Genomic DNA, 14,583 nt, shown 5'->3' with positions numbered 1-14,583 from the left:
CTGGACGCGGCGCTCGGGCACTACGTGGCGGTGCTGGAGGACTCGGTCGGGGCGCGGGCGGTGGAGTACGCGGCGGCGCCGGGCGCGGGGGCGGCGGGTGGCATCGGCTACGGCGCGCTGCTGCTCGGTGCGCGGTTCCGTCCCGGGATCGAGATCATGCTCGACGTCCTCGGCTTCGCTCCCGCGCTGTCCCGGGCGTCCCTGGTGATCACCGGTGAGGGCTCCCTGGACGAGCAGACGCTGCACGGCAAGGCTCCGGCGGGCGTGGCGGCGGCGGCGCGCGCGGCGGGCAAGGAGGTCGTGGCGGTGTGCGGGCGGCTGGCACTGGAGGACCGTGCGCTGCGGTCGGCCGGGATCAGCCGCGCCTACCCCCTGACGTCCGTCGAGCCCGACATCTCCCGCTGCATCGCGGACGCCGGCCCGATCCTGGAGCGGGTCGCCTCCCGCATCGCGGAGGACCTGCTGGTGTGACCACCCCGACGTGACCACCTTGGGGGCTTCGGCCCCGGGCCGCGCGGGAAAGGACAAGGGCCCCGAACCCAGCCAACCCTGGATTCGGGGCCCTTCGTCAAGACGCCGTCACGGCAACTGCGTCGCCCGTGCCTCTCGCCGGTTGTCACGGAAGTTGTTCACCCGTCGCGCCGTGGCGAACAGCGGGATCACCGCGCCCATGACCAGCTGGAGCGCACAACCCGTCTGGAGGAGCAGCTGACCGCTCGGCGCGTCGAACGCCCAGGCGGCCAGCAGGCCCATGGACAGGACGATCCAGGACAGCATCGCCCCGGCCAGCCGCCCCCGCGGCTTCGGGTACTCCACCCGGCTCACCATCAGCCACGCCGTACCGACGATCGCCAGCAGCGTCGCCACGAACGGCAGCTCCAGGAGCACGATCGAGACGACGGTGAGCGCGCCGAACGGCGAGGGCATGCCCTGGAACACGCCGTCCTTCACCGTCACGCAGGAGAAGCGGGCGAGCCGCAGGACGACGGCCAGGAGCACCACGATTGCCCCGAGCGCCGCCACTCTCTGATGCGCGTCGTCCGCGACCATGCCGTAGACGAGGACGAAGTACGCCGGCGCGAGGCCGAAGCTGATCAGGTCGGAGAGGTTGTCCAGCTCCGCACCCATCGGCGAGGACCGCAGCTTGCGCGCCACCAGACCGTCGAAGAGGTCGAACACCGCCGCGCAGAGCATCAGGATGACCGCCGTGGCCGCGCTGTGGCGGGCCATGCCGGACTCCTGGCTGCCGGTCAGGTGCGGGATCAGGATGCCGGTGGTGGTGAAGTACACCGCCATGAACCCGCACGTGGCGTTACCGAGCGTGAGGGTGTCCGCTATCGACAGGCGGAGCGAGAGCGGCATCTCCTCCTCTTCGTCCACCTCGTCGGCCTCGGGCACCCAGTTCGCCTGGGTCTCCGGATCAATCACGGTCAATGCGAGTCACCCCAGCCACGGTCTTCTGACCGACCTCGACCGCCACCTCCACGCCCTCGGGCAGGTAGAGATCGACACGCGAGCCGAAGCGGATCAGACCGATACGGTCGCCCTGCTCGACCTTCGTGCCCGACGGGAGGTAGGGCACGATGCGGCGGGCCACCGCACCGGCGATCTGGATCATCTCGATGTCGCCGAGTTCGGTGTCGAAATGCCAGACTACGCGCTCGTTGTTCTCGCTCTCCTTGTTGAAAGCCGGAACAAAGCCGCCGGGGATGTGCTCGACCGAGGTCACCGTGCCCGCGAGCGGCGCGCGGTTGACATGAACATTGAGCGGGCTCATGAAGATGGCGACGCGGGTGCGACCGTCCTTCCACGGCATGATGCTCTGCACCACACCGTCGGCCGGGGAGATGACCCGGCCCTGGGTGATCTCTCGCTCGGGGTCGCGGAAGAACCACAGCATGCCCGCCGCGAGCGCGGTGGCGGGCACGGCGACGGCCTTGGCGGCACCCGAGCGGCGGGCGCGGGCCAGGCTGAGGGCTGCGGTGGCGACGGTCGGGAGAAGCCACGGCGATGCTCCGCGCGCGAGGCGTACGCCGGCTCGGCTGTCGCGAGGTGCAGAGGTTTGGCTGTGGGGCATGGATGACCTTCGTAGCGGATGATGCCGCGCAAGACGGGGGACGGCGGCTTTCCGGGGATCGTACCGGTCGCGGGCCACAACTGGGCAAGCCAGGAAGCCGAGTCGGCGGCCGAAGACCGGCTGAACAACCTCTACGGGGTGTGATCTTCCCCTCGAAGAAAACACCCCGCATGCGGACAATCAGCCCTGGAATCGATGCTCTTCGAGCAACCTGCGCCCGATGATCATTTTCTGGATCTCGGCGGTACCTTCACCGATGAGCAGCATCGGCGCCTCACGATACAGGCGCTCGATCTCGTACTCCTTGGAGAAACCGTACCCGCCGTGGATGCGGAAGGCGTCCTCCACGACCTCCTTGCAGTACTCGGAGGCGAGGTACTTCGCCATGCCGGCCTCCAGGTCGTTACGCTGCCCGGAGTCCTTTTTGCGTGCCGCGTTGACCATCATCGCGTGGGCGGCCTCGACCTTGGTCGCCATCTCGGCCAGCTTGAACTGGATGGCCTGGTGCTGGGCGATCGCCTTGCCGAAGGTGTGCCGCTGCTGGGCGTACCGCACACCCAGCTCGAAGGCGCGCTGGGCGACACCGCAGCCACGGGCCGCGACGTTGACCCGGCCGACCTCCACGCCGTCCATCATTTGGTAAAAACCTCGGCCGGTGACGCCGCCGAGCACCCGATCGGCCGGGATCCGCAGCCCGTCCATGATCAGCTCGGTGGTGTCGACGCCCTTGTAGCCCATCTTCTCGATCTTGCCGGGGATGGTGAGGCCCGGGCGGACCTCGCCGAAGCCCGGCTCCTTCTCGACCAGGAAGGTGGTCATGGACTTGTGCGGGGCCGTGCCCTCGGGGTGGCCCTCGTCGCTGCGCACCAGGACGGCCACGAGGGACGACGTGCCGCCGTTGGTCAGCCACATCTTCTGGCCGGTCAGGACGTACTCGTCGCCGTCCTTGACCGCCTTGGAGCTGATCGCCGACACATCGGAGCCGAGCGCCGGCTCCGACATCGAGAAGGCGCCCCGGATGTCACCGGCCGCCATCCGCGGCAGGAAGTGGTCCTTCTGCTCCTGCGTGCCGTGCTGCTTGAGCATGTACGCGACGATGAAGTGGGTGTTGATGATGCCGGACACCGACATCCAGCCGCGGGCGATCTCCTCCACGCACAGCGCGTAGGTGAGCAGCGACTCGCCCAGACCCCCGTACTCCTCGGGGATCATCAGACCGAACAGGCCCAGCTCCTTGAGGCCGTCCACGATCTGCTGCGGGTACTCGTCGCGGTGCTCCAGCTCGGTCGCGACCGGGATGATCTCCTTGTCGACGAAGTCCCGGACGGTGGAGAGGATCTCCTGCTGGACGTCGGTCAGACCGGCGGTCTGGGCGAGACGGGCCATGTCCTACTTCTCCTGCTGCTTGAGTTCCGGGCGGCCCGGCTGCTCGCCGCCGCGCTCCTTGATGTACGTCTCGGTCGGCACCATCACCTTGCGGCGGAAGACGCACACCAGGGTGCCGTCCTGCTTGTAGCCCTTGGTCTCGACGTAGACGATGCCGCGGTCGTTCTTCGACTTCGACGGCCACTTGTCCAGCACGGTCGTCTGGCCGTAGATCGTGTCGCCGTGGAAGGTCGGCGCCACGTGCTTGAGCGACTCGATCTCCAGGTTGGCGATCGCCTTGCCGGAGATGTCCGGCACCGACATGCCGAGCAGCAGCGAGTAGATGTAGTTCCCGACGACGACGTTCTTGCCGAAGTCGGTCGTCTTCTCCGCGTAGTTGGTGTCCATGTGGAGCGGGTGGTGGTTCATGGTGAGGAGGCAGAACAGATGGTCGTCGTACTCCGTGACCGTCTTGCCCGGCCAGTGCTTGTACGTCGCCCCGACCTCGAACTCCTCGTAGGTGCGTCCGAACTGCATCGCGCTCAGGCCTCCGGGATCTCGAACTTGGTGGTGCGGCGCATGCCGGCCGCGCGCCCCTTGCCGGAGATGACCAGGGCCATCTTGCGGCTGGCCTCGTCGATCATCTCGTCGCCGAGCATCGCGGAGCCCTTCTTGCCGCCGGCCTCGGACGTGTAGTAGTCGTACGCGTCCAGGATCAGCTCGGCGTGGTCGTAGTCCTCCTGGGAGGGCGAGAAGATCTCGTTGGAGGCCTCGACCTGGCCCGGGTGCAGCACCCACTTGCCGTCGAAGCCGAGGGCCGCGGCGCGCTGCGCGACCGCGCGGTAGCCGTCGACGTTGCGGATCTGGAGGTAGGGGCCGTCGATCGCCTGGAGGTCGTTGGCGCGGGCGGCCATCAGGATCTTCATCAGGATGTAGTGGTAGGCGTCCGCCGGGTAGCCGGGCGGCTGCTCGCCCACGACCAGGGACTTCATGTTGATGGAGGCCATGAAGTCGGCCGGGCCGAAGATGATGGTCTCGATGCGCGGGGAGGCCCCCGCGATCGCGTTGACGTTGTTCAGGCCCTGCGCGTTCTCGATCTGCGCCTCGATGCCGATCCGGCCGACCTCGAAGCCCATCGTCTTCTCGATCTGGGTGAGCAGCAGGTCGAGCGCCACGATCTGCTCGGCGTTCTGCACCTTCGGCAGCATGATGCAGTCGAGGTTCGGACCGGCGCCCTCGACGACCGTCACGACATCGCGGTACGTCCACTCGGTCGTCCAGTCGTTGACGCGGACCACCCGCGTCTTGCCCGTCCAGTCACCCTCGTTGAGGAACTTGACGATGGTGTGCCGCGCCTCGGGCTTGGCGAGCGGGGCGCACGCGTCCTCCAGGTCCAGGAAGACCTGGTCCGCCGGCAGGCCCTGCGCCTTCTCCAGGAAGCGCGGGTTCGAGCCGGGTACGGCGAGACACGAACGCCGCGGGCGGAGACGGTTGACGGGGGCGGTCATGCGGGGACCTCCAGGGGGTCGAGCTTGTTCGCGGTCCGGATCTCGTCGACGATGCGGCCGATGATCCCGGTGATGTCGAAGTCCTTCGGGGTGAAGACGGCGGCCACTCCGGCCTCCCTGAGCTGCTCGGCGTCCCCGTTCGGGATGATGCCACCTGCGATCACCGGAATATCTGTGGCACCCGCCACACGCAGCCGCTGGAGCACGTCCGGGACCAGCTGGGCGTGCGAGCCGGAAAGGATCGACAGGCCGACCGCGTGCACGTCCTCGGCGAGGGCCGCGTCCACGATCTGCTCGGGGGTGAGCCGGATGCCCTGGTAGACCACCTCGAAGCCGGCGTCGCGGGCGCGCACGGCGATCTGCTCGGCGCCGTTGGAGTGCCCGTCGAGGCCCGGCTTGCCGACCAGGAAGCGCAGCTTGCCGACGCCCAGGTCGCGGGCGGTGGCGTCCACCTTGGCGCGGACCTCGGCGAGCGCCGAGCCGGCCTCGACGGGGACGGCCACCGGCGCGGAGGAGACCCCGGTGGGCGCCCGGTACTCGCCGAACACCTCGCGCAGCGCCCCCGCCCACTCTCCGGTCGTGGCCCCGGCACGGGCGCACTCCAGGGTGGCCTCCATCAGGTTGGCGGTGCCCCGGGCGGCCTCCTTCAGCCGCTCCAGCGCCTTGCAGGGGCGCGGGTGGTTGAACGGCGGCTGGTAGCGGGTGTCCCGCCACCGCTGGAGCGAGGCGATGACCTGGGCCTCGACCGCCGGGTCCACCGTCTGGATCGCGGTGTCCAGGTCGGCGGTGAGCGGGTTGGGCTCGGTGCCCTCGAAGGCGTTGACACCGATGATCTTCTCGTCGCCGGACTCGATCCGGGCCCGGCGCTCGGCGTGCGAGGAGACCAGCTGGGACTTCAGATAGCCGGACTCGACGGCGGCCATCGCGCCGCCCATCTCCTCGATCCGCGCCATCTCCGCGAGGGAGTCGGTGACCAGCTGCGCCACCTTGGCCTCGATCACCTTCGAGCCGTCGAAGATGTCCTCGTACTCCAGCAGGTCGCTCTCGTAGGCGAGCACCTGCTGGATGCGCAGGCTCCACTGCTGGTCCCAGGGGCGGGGCAGGCCGAGCGCCTCGTTCCAGGCCGGGAGCTGGACGGCACGGGCGCGGGCGTCCTTGGACAGCGTGACCGCCAGCATCTCCAGGACGATCCGCTGGACGTTGTTCTCCGGCTGCGCCTCGGTCAGGCCGAGGGAGTTGACCTGGACGCCGTAGCGGAAGCGGCGCTGCTTGGGGTTCTCGATGCCGTACCGCTCGCGGGTGACCTGGTCCCAGATGCGGCCGAACGCCCGCATCTTGCACATCTCCTCGACGAAGCGGACGCCCGCGTTCACGAAGAAGGAGATGCGCGCGACCACGTCGCCCATGCGCTCCTGCGGCACCTGGCCGCTGTCGCGCACGGCGTCCAGCACGGCGATCGCGGTGGACATCGCGTACGCGATCTCCTGCACCGGCGTGGCCCCGGCCTCCTGCAGGTGGTAGCTGCAGATGTTGATCGGGTTCCACTTCGGGATGTGGGAGACCGTGTACGCGATCATGTCCGTCGTCAGGCGGAGCGAGGGTCCCGGCGGGAAGACGTGCGTGCCGCGGGACAGGTACTCCTTGACGATGTCGTTCTGGGTCGTGCCCTGGAGCTTGGTGATGTCCGCGCCCTGCTCCTCGGCGACGACCTGATAGAGCGCCAGCAGCCACATGGCGGTGGCGTTGATCGTCATCGAGGTGTTCATCTGCTCCAGGGGGATGTCCTGGAACAGCCGGCGCATGTCACCGACGTGCGAGACGGGCACGCCCACCCGGCCGACCTCGCCGCGGGCGAGGATGTGGTCGGGGTCGTAGCCGGTCTGCGTCGGCAGGTCGAACGCCACCGACAGACCCGTCTGGCCCTTGTCGAGATTGCGCCGGTACAGCTCGTTGGACGCCTCGGCCGTCGAGTGGCCGGCGTACGTCCGCATCAGCCACGGACGATCTTTCTGACGCTCTGTCATCTACGGCTCTCAGATGTTCCGGAAACGGTTGATGGCGTCGATGTGCTCGGCCCGCAGCTCCTCGTCGCGCACGCCGAGGCCTTCCTCGGGCGCGAGGCACAGGACGCCGACCTTGCCCTGGTGCAGGTTGCGGTGGACGTCGTAGGCGGCCTGCCCGGTGTCCTCCAGGGAGTACACCTTCGACAGGGTCGGGTGGATCTTGCCCTTGGCGATGAGGCGGTTGGCCTCCCAGGCCTCGCGGTAGTTGGCGAAGTGCGAGCCGATGATCCGCTTCAGGGACATCCACAGGTAGCGGTTGTCGTACTCGTGCATATAGCCCGAGGTCGAGGCGCAGGTGGTGATGGTGCCGCCCTTGCGGGTGACGAAGACGCTGGCGCCGAAGGTCTCGCGGCCGGGGTGCTCGAAGACGATGTCGATGTCCTCGCCGCCGGTGAGCTCGCGGATGCGCTTGCCGAAGCGCTTCCACTCCTTGGGGTCCTGGGTGGTCTCGTCCTTCCAGAACTTGTAGCCCTCGGCGCTGCGGTCGATGATCGCCTCGGCACCCATCGACCGGCAGATGTCCGCCTTCTGGTCGCTGGAGACGACGCAGATCGGGTTGGCGCCACCGGCCAGCGCGAACTGCGTGGCGTACGAGCCGAGTCCGCCGCTCGCGCCCCAGATGAGGACGTTGTCGCCCTGCTTCATGCCGGCGCCGTTGCGGGACACCAGCTGGCGGTAGGCGGTGGAGTTGACCAGACCGGGGGCGGCGGCCTCCTCCCAGCTGAGGTGGCCCGGCTTCGGCATCAGCTGGTTGGACTTGACCAGGGCGATCTCGGCGAGGCCGCCGAAGTTGGTCTCGAAGCCCCAGATGCGCTGCTCGGGGTCGAGCATCGTGTCGTTGTGGCCGTCGGAGGACTCCAGCTCGACGGAGAGGCAGTGGGCCACGACCTCGTCGCCGGGCTTCCAGGCGTTGACGCCGGGGCCGGTGCGCAGGACGACGCCCGCGAGGTCGGAGCCGATGATGTGGTACGGCAGGTCGTGGCGCTTGGCCAGCTCGTTGGTGCGGCCGTAGCGCTCCAGGAACCCGAACGTGGACAGCGGCTCGAAGATCGAGGTCCACACCGAGTTGTAGTTGACCGAGGAGGCCATCACGGCCACCAGGGCCTCGCCCGGTCCGAGCTCGGGCACGGGGACGTCGTCCAGGTGGATCGACTTGCGCGGGTCCTTGTCACGGGTCGTCAGGCCCGCGAACATCTCCGTCTCGTCCTTGTGCACGGTGATCGCCCGGTAGGACTCGGGGAGCGGCAGTGCGGCGAAGTCGGCGGACGTGGCGTCCTTCGACTGGATCGCGTCGAGGATGTCCTTCACGGTCACGGTATTGCCTCCGGCGGTGAGCGCCCTGAGGGAGGGGCGCTTGAGGGTTCGTCGGTGCTGTGGTGCGTGCTGCTGAGGGTGTGGTGAAAAGTGCCGTCGGTTCGGCTCTGTGGTGCTTCGGCAGCGCTTTGTGGCGCGGGAGGTTGCCTGTGACGCAGGCGTCCGGGCGCGCGGGCCATGAGGCTTGCGGGGACAGCCGGCGAACGAATGGTCGCTGCTCGCCGGCCGCCCGGACCTCTTCAACGTATGACACCGCGTGTCAGGTGACAAGGCACTGAGTGCCAGAAGTTCCTCTCAGATGAAATCTTTACGTAACAAATGAGCGATGATCGATCGAACGGCCTCCGAAATCTGCTGGAAAAGGGCCCCTGACATGGCAAAACGGCCACCCCGAAGGGTGGCCGTCATCACAGCGGTGGAGCAGTCGTGGAGCAGCGGTGGAGCGGGTTCAGCGCTCCTTCAGCGCCTCCTCGATGGTGCGCATGACCTCTTCGAGGGGGGCGTCGGTACGGGCGACGGTGACGAGCACCTCGCCGTGCGGGGACACCGTCGCCGGGGCGGTGGCGGCCGTCCGGGCGGCCGTGCTCCGTCCGGCGCCGATCCCGGTGCCGAAGGTCTTGCGGACGATCGCGAACGCGTGGTCCAGCTGCGCCTCCACATCGCCCCGGCCGTCCGCGCGCAGCCAGCGCCGCAGCACATGGTTGTGCGCGGTGACGACGGCGGAGGCGGCGACCTCGGCCAGCAGCGGGTCGTCATTGGCGTCGTCCGCGTGCGCGCGCTCGTCGAAGTGGCCGAGCAGATAGCGGGTGAACAGGCGCTCGTAGCGGGCCACGGAGGCGATCTCGGCCTCGCGCAGGGTGGGCACCTCGCGCGTCAGCCGGTAGCGGGCCACGGAGATGTCCGGGTGCGCCGCGTACATCCGCATGACCTCTTTGATGCCCCGGCACACCGTGTCGAGGGGGTGCTCGTGCGCCGGCGCGGCGTTGAGGACCGCCTCGGCGCGGACCAGGGTGTCGTCGTGGTCCGGGAAGATCGCCTCTTCCTTGGAGCGGAAGTGGCGGAAGAAGGTGCGGCGGGCGACCCCGGCCGCCGCCGCGATCTCGTCGACGGTGGTGGCCTCGTACCCCTTGGTCGCGAACAGCTCCATGGCTGCGGCCGCCAGTTCTCGGCGCATCTTGAGCCGCTGGGCGGCGGCGCGACTGCCTGCGGCACTTTCCGGCGCGTCGGGCGTAGCTGGTGTACGTGAGGACTTGGCGGGCTGGGACATGACCCGAACGTACTGCATGGGCGCGGTGCCATGTGCGGGAGTCCGGTTTGCCCCGCCAGGCCCCGAAGGGCCTGGCGGGGGAGCCATGGCGGGGTCGAGCAGCCCGCCCCAGTCCGTCTCCGCGTCCGTCGCCGCGAAGGACCAGTCGCCGACGCCGTCAGCGGCGGGCATACTCGCGGAAGCCGCGGCCGGTCTTGCGGCCGAGGCAGCCCGCGGCCACCAGGTGCTCCAGGAGCGGGGCCGGGGCGAGACCGGGGTCGCGGAACTCGCGGTGCAGCACCTTCTCGATGGCCAGCGAGACATCCAGGCCGACCACGTCCAGCAGTTCGAACGGGCCCATCGGGTAGCCGCCGCCGAGCCGCATCGCCGCGTCGATGTCGTCCAGCGTCGCGTAGTGCTCCTCGACCATCTTCACCGCGTTGTTCAGGTACGGGAACAGCAGCGCGTTGACGATGAAGCCGGCCCGGTCGCCGCAGTCCACCGCGTGCTTGCGGACCGTGCGGCAGACCTCGCGGACGGTGGCGTGCACCTCGTCGGCGGTCAGCACCGTGCGCACGACCTCGACCAGCTTCATGGCCGGGGCCGGGTTGAAGAAGTGCATGCCGATCACGTCCTGCGGGCGCGAGGTGGCGCGGGCGCAGGCGACGACGGGCAGCGAGGAGGTGGTGGTGGCGAGCACCGCGCCGGGCTTGCAGACCTTGTCCAGCGCCTGGAAGAGCTGCCGCTTGACCTCCAGGTCCTCGGCGACCGCCTCGACGGCCAGGTCGACGTCCGCGAACGCGTCGTAGGAACCGGCCGGGGTGATCCGCTCCAGGGTCCGGGCGGCCGCCTCGGCGGTCAGCCGGCCCTTGTCCACGGAGCGCGCCAGCGACTTGCCGATCCGGGCCTTGGCCGCCTCGGCCTTCTCCTCGCTGCGCGCCGCCAGGACGACGTCGTAGCCCGCCTTGGCGAACACCTCGGCGATGCCGGAGGCCATGGTGCCGGAGCCGGCGACGCCCACCGAGCGGACCTCGCGGCCCGCGACGCCCGCGCCGTCCGCCGCCGGGGTCAGCGGGTCCGGCACCACGGTGGCGCTGCCCGGCGCCTCGTAGGTGTAGAAACCGCGCCCGGACTTGCGGCCGGTCAGGCCCGCCTCGCTGAGCTGCTTGAGGATCGGGGCGGGGGCGTGCAGCCGGTCGCGGGACTCGGCGTACATGGCGTCAAGGACGGTGCGCGCGGTGTCGATGCCGATCAGGTCGAGCAGCGCCAGCGGCCCCATCGGCAGACCGCAGCCCAGCCGCATCGCCGCGTCGATGTCCTCGCGGGAGGCGTAGCGGGCCTCGTACATCGCGGCGGCCTGGTTGAGGTAGCCGAACAGCAGGCCGTCGGCGACGAAGCCGGGGCGGTCGCCGACCGCGACGGGCTCCTTGCCCAGTTCGAGGGCGAGGTCCGTGACGGCGGCGACGACCTGCGGCGCGGTCAGCACCGAGGAGACGACCTCCACCAGCTTCATCGCCGGGGCCGGGTTGAAGAAGTGCAGGCCGAGAACGCGCTCGGGGCGGGCCGAGTCGGCGGCGAGCCGGGTCACCGACAGCGCGTTGGTGCCGGTGGCGAGGATGGTCTCCGGGCGGACGACGCCGTCCAGTTCGCGGAAGATCTGGTGCTTGATCTCGTACGACTCCGGGACCACCTCGATCACCAGGTCGGCGTCGGCCGCCGCGGTCAGATCGGTGGCGGTGCGCAGCCGGGCGAGGGCGTCCGCGCGCTCCGCCTCGGTCAGCCGGCCGCGCTCGACGGAGCGGGCGGTGGAGGCCTCCAGGGCGGCCAGCGCGCGGGCGGCCTGGGCCTCGTCGACGTCGATGCCGACGACCTCGCGGCCGGCCTGCACGAGGACCTCGGTGATGCCGGTGCCCATCGTGCCGAGGCCGACGACGGCGATCTTCTTGAGGGACAGAGGGGTGTCGGACAGGGGAGTGGCCATCGCGGGACTCCAGGTATGAGGGTGACGACGAGGAAGCGCCGGGTGCGCCGAAGGCGCACCACGGAGCGCGAAGGAGTGCGGGTGTTGCCGGGCTGACGAGCGCACACGCCCGGTGCCGGTGCCGACGGGCGTGCACACGCCCGTCGTTGGCGATGTCTTCCGACCGGCCCTGTCCCAAGCCGGGTCGTACTCGCGGTACTTGGCGCACGAGGCGCACACGACGTACCGAATCGTTCCTTGCCCGCGACGGCCGCGTCACCAGACCGTCACCAGCGGAGTGCGAGAGGGTTGCTCGCTCGTATGAGCTTAACCGGTGGGTAACGAGCGCGCCAGTCCCCTGAAGGGTTCTTTGTGTGCGAGGTGTCTCCCGTTGCCCCCGCAACATGCTTAACCTGATGCCGTGGACGAAGAGTTGCGATCGGTCACGGAACGCTTACGCCAGGAATCGGGAGGCTCGGCGGCCTTCGACGCCCTGCTGGCGACCGGGGACCTGGACGAACTGGCGGAGGTCCTCACCGCGCCCGGACAGCCGCTGTGGGCCAGGGAGTTGGCCGCCTTCCGGCTCGGCCGCGCGGGCGACCGGCGCGCCTTCGAGTCCCTGGTGCTCCTCCTCAACCACCGCGACCCCCCGCGCTGCGCCGGCGCCGCGCACGCGCTGGCCCGGCTCGGCGACCCCCGCACCGCCCGCGCCGCCGCCGCCCTCGCCACCAATGAACTGCGCGTCGCCTACGCCCTGCACCCGGTACGGCTCCTCGTGGTGCTGCGCGCCCCCGAGTCCGTGCCCGCGCTGATCACCACCCTGGAGCGCCGGCTGCGCCCGCACGATCCGTACCGGCGGGTCTCCCTCGCCTGTGTGGAGGGCCTCGGCACCCTCGGTGACGGCCGCGCCCGGCGCGTTCTCACGGAGGCTCTCGCCCATCCGGCGCTCGCGGAGGCGGCGGTGCACGCGCTGGCCCGGCTGCCCAAGGAGCGGCGGACCGGCTGACGGGGCGGGGCGGGCGCTCGGGCCGACCGGGGCCCGGTGGCGGGCGTGACCTGAACGGGCCTTGGTGACGGGCGTGACCTGGTCGGGCTCCGGTGGCGGGCGTGACCTCCGGGCTTCGGTGGCGGAGGTGGCCTGATCGGGCTCCGGTGGCGGAGGTGAGAGCGGGTGGTGGCGGGCCGGGCGGTTCGGCGCCCGGCCCGCGGCTTGTGCGATCGCGCGGCTCGGGCGATCAGGGCCAGTACGCGGTGCACGCCCGGTGCCCGGCGTGCCGCGCGCAGGCCTGCGCCTCCAGATGCCAGCCCTTGCCGTGCACATACTTGACCGCGCGGGTGTTCTGCGTGCCGCCCGAGTGCACGGTCGCCGAGCAGACACCGAAGTCCGCCCACGAGCCGTAGTCGACATCCCACTCCAGGGCGACCGCCTCGCCCTTGCTCGCGCCGGAGACCGCCGCCCAGACGTAGTACGGCGCGCCCTGCTTCGCGTTGCCGTAGCGCACCCTGACCGTGGCCCCGCCGATCCGCAGGGTCGGGCCGGTGTGCCGACGGCCGCTCGGGATCCGGGTGTTGGGGTCGATGCTCGTACCGCAGGAGGCCGCGGCGCCGGCCGGCCGCGCGGTCTGGGCGGCCGTCGCGGTCGCCGCCGACGCGGCGGCCAGCACCGCCACGCCGGCCATCGCGGCCACCACACCCCTGGACTTGATCACCATGCGGCTGCCCCCTCTTGCCGACTGCGTGGTGTCACCGATTGCTGACACACCGTGCGCACAGTGGCCCGAGGCCGAGGTTGACAGGCGCCCGGGGGAGTGGGCAAGGAGCAGTGGGGGCATGCCCCGCGCGCCGCCCCCGCGCACCCGGCGCGCGGGCGGCGATCAGCTGTCTTTCATACGGCGGACATCGTCCTGGTCCCATGTCGCGGTGTCCCGGGGCTCGGTGTACGGCGCGTCCGACTCGGGGGGATGGCCGCCGGCGATGGCCCGCTGCCGGGCGGTCTCGGCGTCGAACTCCAGGCCCAGCAGGATCGCCAGATTGGTGATCCAGAGCCAGATCAGGAAGATGATGATGCCGGCCATGGCGCCGTAGGTCTTGTTGTACGACGAGAAGTTCGCCACGTAGAGCGCGAAGCCGGCGGAGGCCGCCATCCAGATGAGCAGGGCCAGAAGGCTGCCCGGGGTGATCCACCGGAAGCCCCGGACCTTGGCGTTCGGGCAGGCCCAGTACAGGAGGGCGATCATCAGGACGACCAGGAGGACCAGCACCGGCCACTTGGCGATCGACCAGGCGGTGAGCGCCGCGTCCCCCATGTGGAGCGACTGTCCGACGTGCCGGGCCAGGCCGCCGCTGAAGACCACGATCACGGAGCAGACCAGCGCGATCAGCATCAGCACCACGGTGACCCCGAGGCGTACCGGCAGCACCTTCCAGATCGGGCGGCCCTCCGGCACGTCGTACACGGCGTTCGCGGTGCGGATGAAGGCGGCGACATATCCGGACGCCGACCACAGGGCCAGCACGATGCCCACGATCGCCAGGATCGAGCCGGTCCCGGCGCTGTTCTGCAACTGCTCCACGGTCCGGGTGAGCATGTCCCGCGCCGAGCCGGGGGCGAGCTGCCGGATGCTGTGCAGCAGCCGGTCGGTGGTCGAACGCCCGGTGATGCCGAGCAGCGCCACCAGCACCAGCAGCGCGGGGAACAGGGCCAGCACCGAGTAGTAGGTCAGCGCCGCGGCCCGGTCGGTCAGCTCGTCCTTCTTGAACTCCTTGAGGCTCCCCTTGAGCACGGCTCCCCACGCGGCCTTCGGCAGCTGCGCGGGCGAACGCGGCGCCCTCTCCTCCACCTCCCGCCCCGGCCCGGCCTCCTCGGGCGTCGGCACCCGGGAGTCCGGCTCGCCGCCGTCACGGTCCCTGCGTCCTGGAAGATGCGGTTTCTCCATGGGGGGCGAGTACCCCGAAGTCGGCGCGGAGTCATGGGGCGAAGCGGAGGTTGCCCCGGTCGGCGGCGGGGGACTCGGCCGGGGCAACCTCCGCTTCGCCCCATGACTCCGCGC

14 protein-coding genes are annotated in these 14,583 nt (G+C 70.2%); 3 read left to right on the top strand and 11 right to left on the bottom strand.

The genetic code is table 11. The annotated features are described in order from the left end of the window. Window positions 1–471, top strand: a 471-nt coding sequence (locus CCN72_RS20035) for a glycerate kinase (protein ID WP_143664142.1), incomplete at its 5' end; no start/stop codon positions are given. Window positions 472–579: 108 nt separating this feature from the next. Here the strand turns inward: CCN72_RS20035 and pssA are convergent. After that, the gene (gene pssA / locus CCN72_RS20030) at window positions 580–1,398 is read right to left on the bottom strand and encodes a CDP-diacylglycerol--serine O-phosphatidyltransferase (RefSeq protein WP_037654721.1); all 819 of its coding nucleotides are present in this window, start codon (window positions 1,396–1,398) and stop codon (window positions 580–582) included. A gap of 22 nt (window positions 1,399–1,420) precedes the next feature. Further along, window positions 1,421–2,077, bottom strand: coding sequence for a phosphatidylserine decarboxylase (locus tag CCN72_RS20025; protein WP_078967312.1), 657 nt, complete (start codon window positions 2,075–2,077; stop codon window positions 1,421–1,423). A gap of 18 nt (window positions 2,078–2,095) precedes the next feature. On the opposite strand from CCN72_RS20025, the gene CCN72_RS41410 reads away from it, so the two are divergent. Further along, window positions 2,096–2,221 carry a hypothetical protein gene (locus CCN72_RS41410; protein WP_256638473.1) on the top strand — a complete coding sequence of 42 codons (126 nt, stop codon included), beginning with the start codon at window positions 2,096–2,098 and terminating at the stop codon, window positions 2,219–2,221. A 36-nt stretch (window positions 2,222–2,257) separates the two neighbouring features. Here the strand turns inward: CCN72_RS41410 and CCN72_RS20020 are convergent, their stop codons facing one another. The 7 genes from CCN72_RS20020 to CCN72_RS19990 all read right to left on the bottom strand — a co-directional run bounded on the left by CCN72_RS20020 (window position 2,258) and on the right by CCN72_RS19990 (window position 11,554). Further along, window positions 2,258–3,463: an acyl-CoA dehydrogenase family protein gene (locus tag CCN72_RS20020; RefSeq protein ID WP_086808711.1), complete on the bottom strand. Its 1,206-nt coding sequence runs from the start codon at window positions 3,461–3,463 to the stop codon at window positions 2,258–2,260. 3 nt (window positions 3,464–3,466) lie between these two features. Further along, window positions 3,467–3,979 (bottom strand): MaoC family dehydratase, encoded by a 513-nt coding sequence (locus CCN72_RS20015; protein WP_062716551.1) that lies wholly within the window; start codon window positions 3,977–3,979, stop codon window positions 3,467–3,469. A 5-nt stretch (window positions 3,980–3,984) separates the two neighbouring features. Then, window positions 3,985–4,950, bottom strand: coding sequence for an HpcH/HpaI aldolase/citrate lyase family protein (locus tag CCN72_RS20010; RefSeq protein ID WP_085567408.1), 966 nt, complete (start codon window positions 4,948–4,950; stop codon window positions 3,985–3,987). Beyond that, complete coding sequence (locus CCN72_RS20005) at window positions 4,947–6,974, bottom strand: protein meaA (protein ID WP_086808710.1); 2,028 nt, start codon at window positions 6,972–6,974, stop codon at window positions 4,947–4,949. The genes CCN72_RS20010 and CCN72_RS20005 overlap by 4 nt, the downstream gene beginning before the upstream one ends. Window positions 6,975–6,983: 9 nt before the next feature. Then, window positions 6,984–8,321, bottom strand: a complete 1,338-nt coding sequence (gene ccrA, locus CCN72_RS20000) for a crotonyl-CoA carboxylase/reductase (protein WP_208638049.1) — start codon at window positions 8,319–8,321, stop codon at window positions 6,984–6,986. A 454-nt stretch (window positions 8,322–8,775) separates the two neighbouring features. Then, entirely contained in the window at window positions 8,776–9,594 is an 819-nt protein-coding gene (locus CCN72_RS19995; RefSeq protein WP_232984063.1) for a TetR family transcriptional regulator, read from the bottom strand. Between the two features lie 157 nt (window positions 9,595–9,751). Continuing rightward, on the bottom strand, window positions 9,752–11,554 hold the full coding sequence (locus CCN72_RS19990) for a 3-hydroxyacyl-CoA dehydrogenase family protein (RefSeq protein ID WP_085567412.1): 1,803 nt from the start codon (window positions 11,552–11,554) through the stop codon (window positions 9,752–9,754). A 400-nt stretch (window positions 11,555–11,954) separates the two neighbouring features. On the opposite strand from CCN72_RS19990, the gene CCN72_RS19985 reads away from it, so the two are divergent. Next, window positions 11,955–12,539: an adenylosuccinate lyase gene (locus tag CCN72_RS19985; RefSeq protein ID WP_086808707.1), complete on the top strand. Its 585-nt coding sequence runs from the start codon at window positions 11,955–11,957 to the stop codon at window positions 12,537–12,539. 229 nt (window positions 12,540–12,768) lie between these two features. Here CCN72_RS19985 and CCN72_RS19980 read toward each other — a convergent pair whose 3' ends face one another. After that, window positions 12,769–13,245 (bottom strand): hypothetical protein, encoded by a 477-nt coding sequence (locus tag CCN72_RS19980; protein ID WP_086808706.1) that lies wholly within the window; start codon window positions 13,243–13,245, stop codon window positions 12,769–12,771. A 162-nt stretch (window positions 13,246–13,407) separates the two neighbouring features. Continuing rightward, complete coding sequence (locus CCN72_RS19975; RefSeq protein WP_086808705.1) at window positions 13,408–14,469, bottom strand: YihY/virulence factor BrkB family protein; 1,062 nt, start codon at window positions 14,467–14,469, stop codon at window positions 13,408–13,410. Window positions 14,470–14,583 lie beyond the last annotated feature (114 nt).

Origin of the sequence: Streptomyces murinus (assembly GCF_002154555.1) — a bacterium.
In the GTDB taxonomy this organism is placed as follows: Bacteria; Actinomycetota; Actinomycetes; order Streptomycetales; family Streptomycetaceae; genus Streptomyces; species Streptomyces murinus.
Note: the sequence above shows the minus strand (reverse complement) of the source record. Positions and strands in the feature narration are given on the sequence as shown.

Bases quoted from the DNA above. Each gene is read 5' to 3' on its own strand.
- CCN72_RS20025 (WP_078967312.1), bottom strand. From the start codon at position 2,077: ATGCCCCACAGCCAAACCTCTGCACCTCGCGACAGCCGAGCCGGCGTA.
- CCN72_RS20010 (WP_085567408.1), bottom strand. From the start codon at position 4,950: ATGACCGCCCCCGTCAACCGTCTCCGCCCGCGGCGTTCGTGTCTCGCC.
- CCN72_RS19980 (WP_086808706.1), bottom strand. From the start codon at position 13,245: ATGGTGATCAAGTCCAGGGGTGTGGTGGCCGCGATGGCCGGCGTGGCG.
- CCN72_RS19975 (WP_086808705.1), bottom strand. From the start codon at position 14,469: ATGGAGAAACCGCATCTTCCAGGACGCAGGGACCGTGACGGCGGCGAG.
- CCN72_RS41410 (WP_256638473.1), top strand. From the start codon at position 2,096: ATGATGCCGCGCAAGACGGGGGACGGCGGCTTTCCGGGGATCGTACCG.
- CCN72_RS20015 (WP_062716551.1), bottom strand. From the start codon at position 3,979: ATGCAGTTCGGACGCACCTACGAGGAGTTCGAGGTCGGGGCGACGTAC.
- CCN72_RS19990 (WP_085567412.1), bottom strand. From the start codon at position 11,554: ATGGCCACTCCCCTGTCCGACACCCCTCTGTCCCTCAAGAAGATCGCC.
- CCN72_RS20005 (WP_086808710.1), bottom strand. From the start codon at position 6,974: ATGACAGAGCGTCAGAAAGATCGTCCGTGGCTGATGCGGACGTACGCC.
- CCN72_RS19995 (WP_232984063.1), bottom strand. From the start codon at position 9,594: ATGTCCCAGCCCGCCAAGTCCTCACGTACACCAGCTACGCCCGACGCG.
- CCN72_RS20020 (WP_086808711.1), bottom strand. From the start codon at position 3,463: ATGGCCCGTCTCGCCCAGACCGCCGGTCTGACCGACGTCCAGCAGGAG.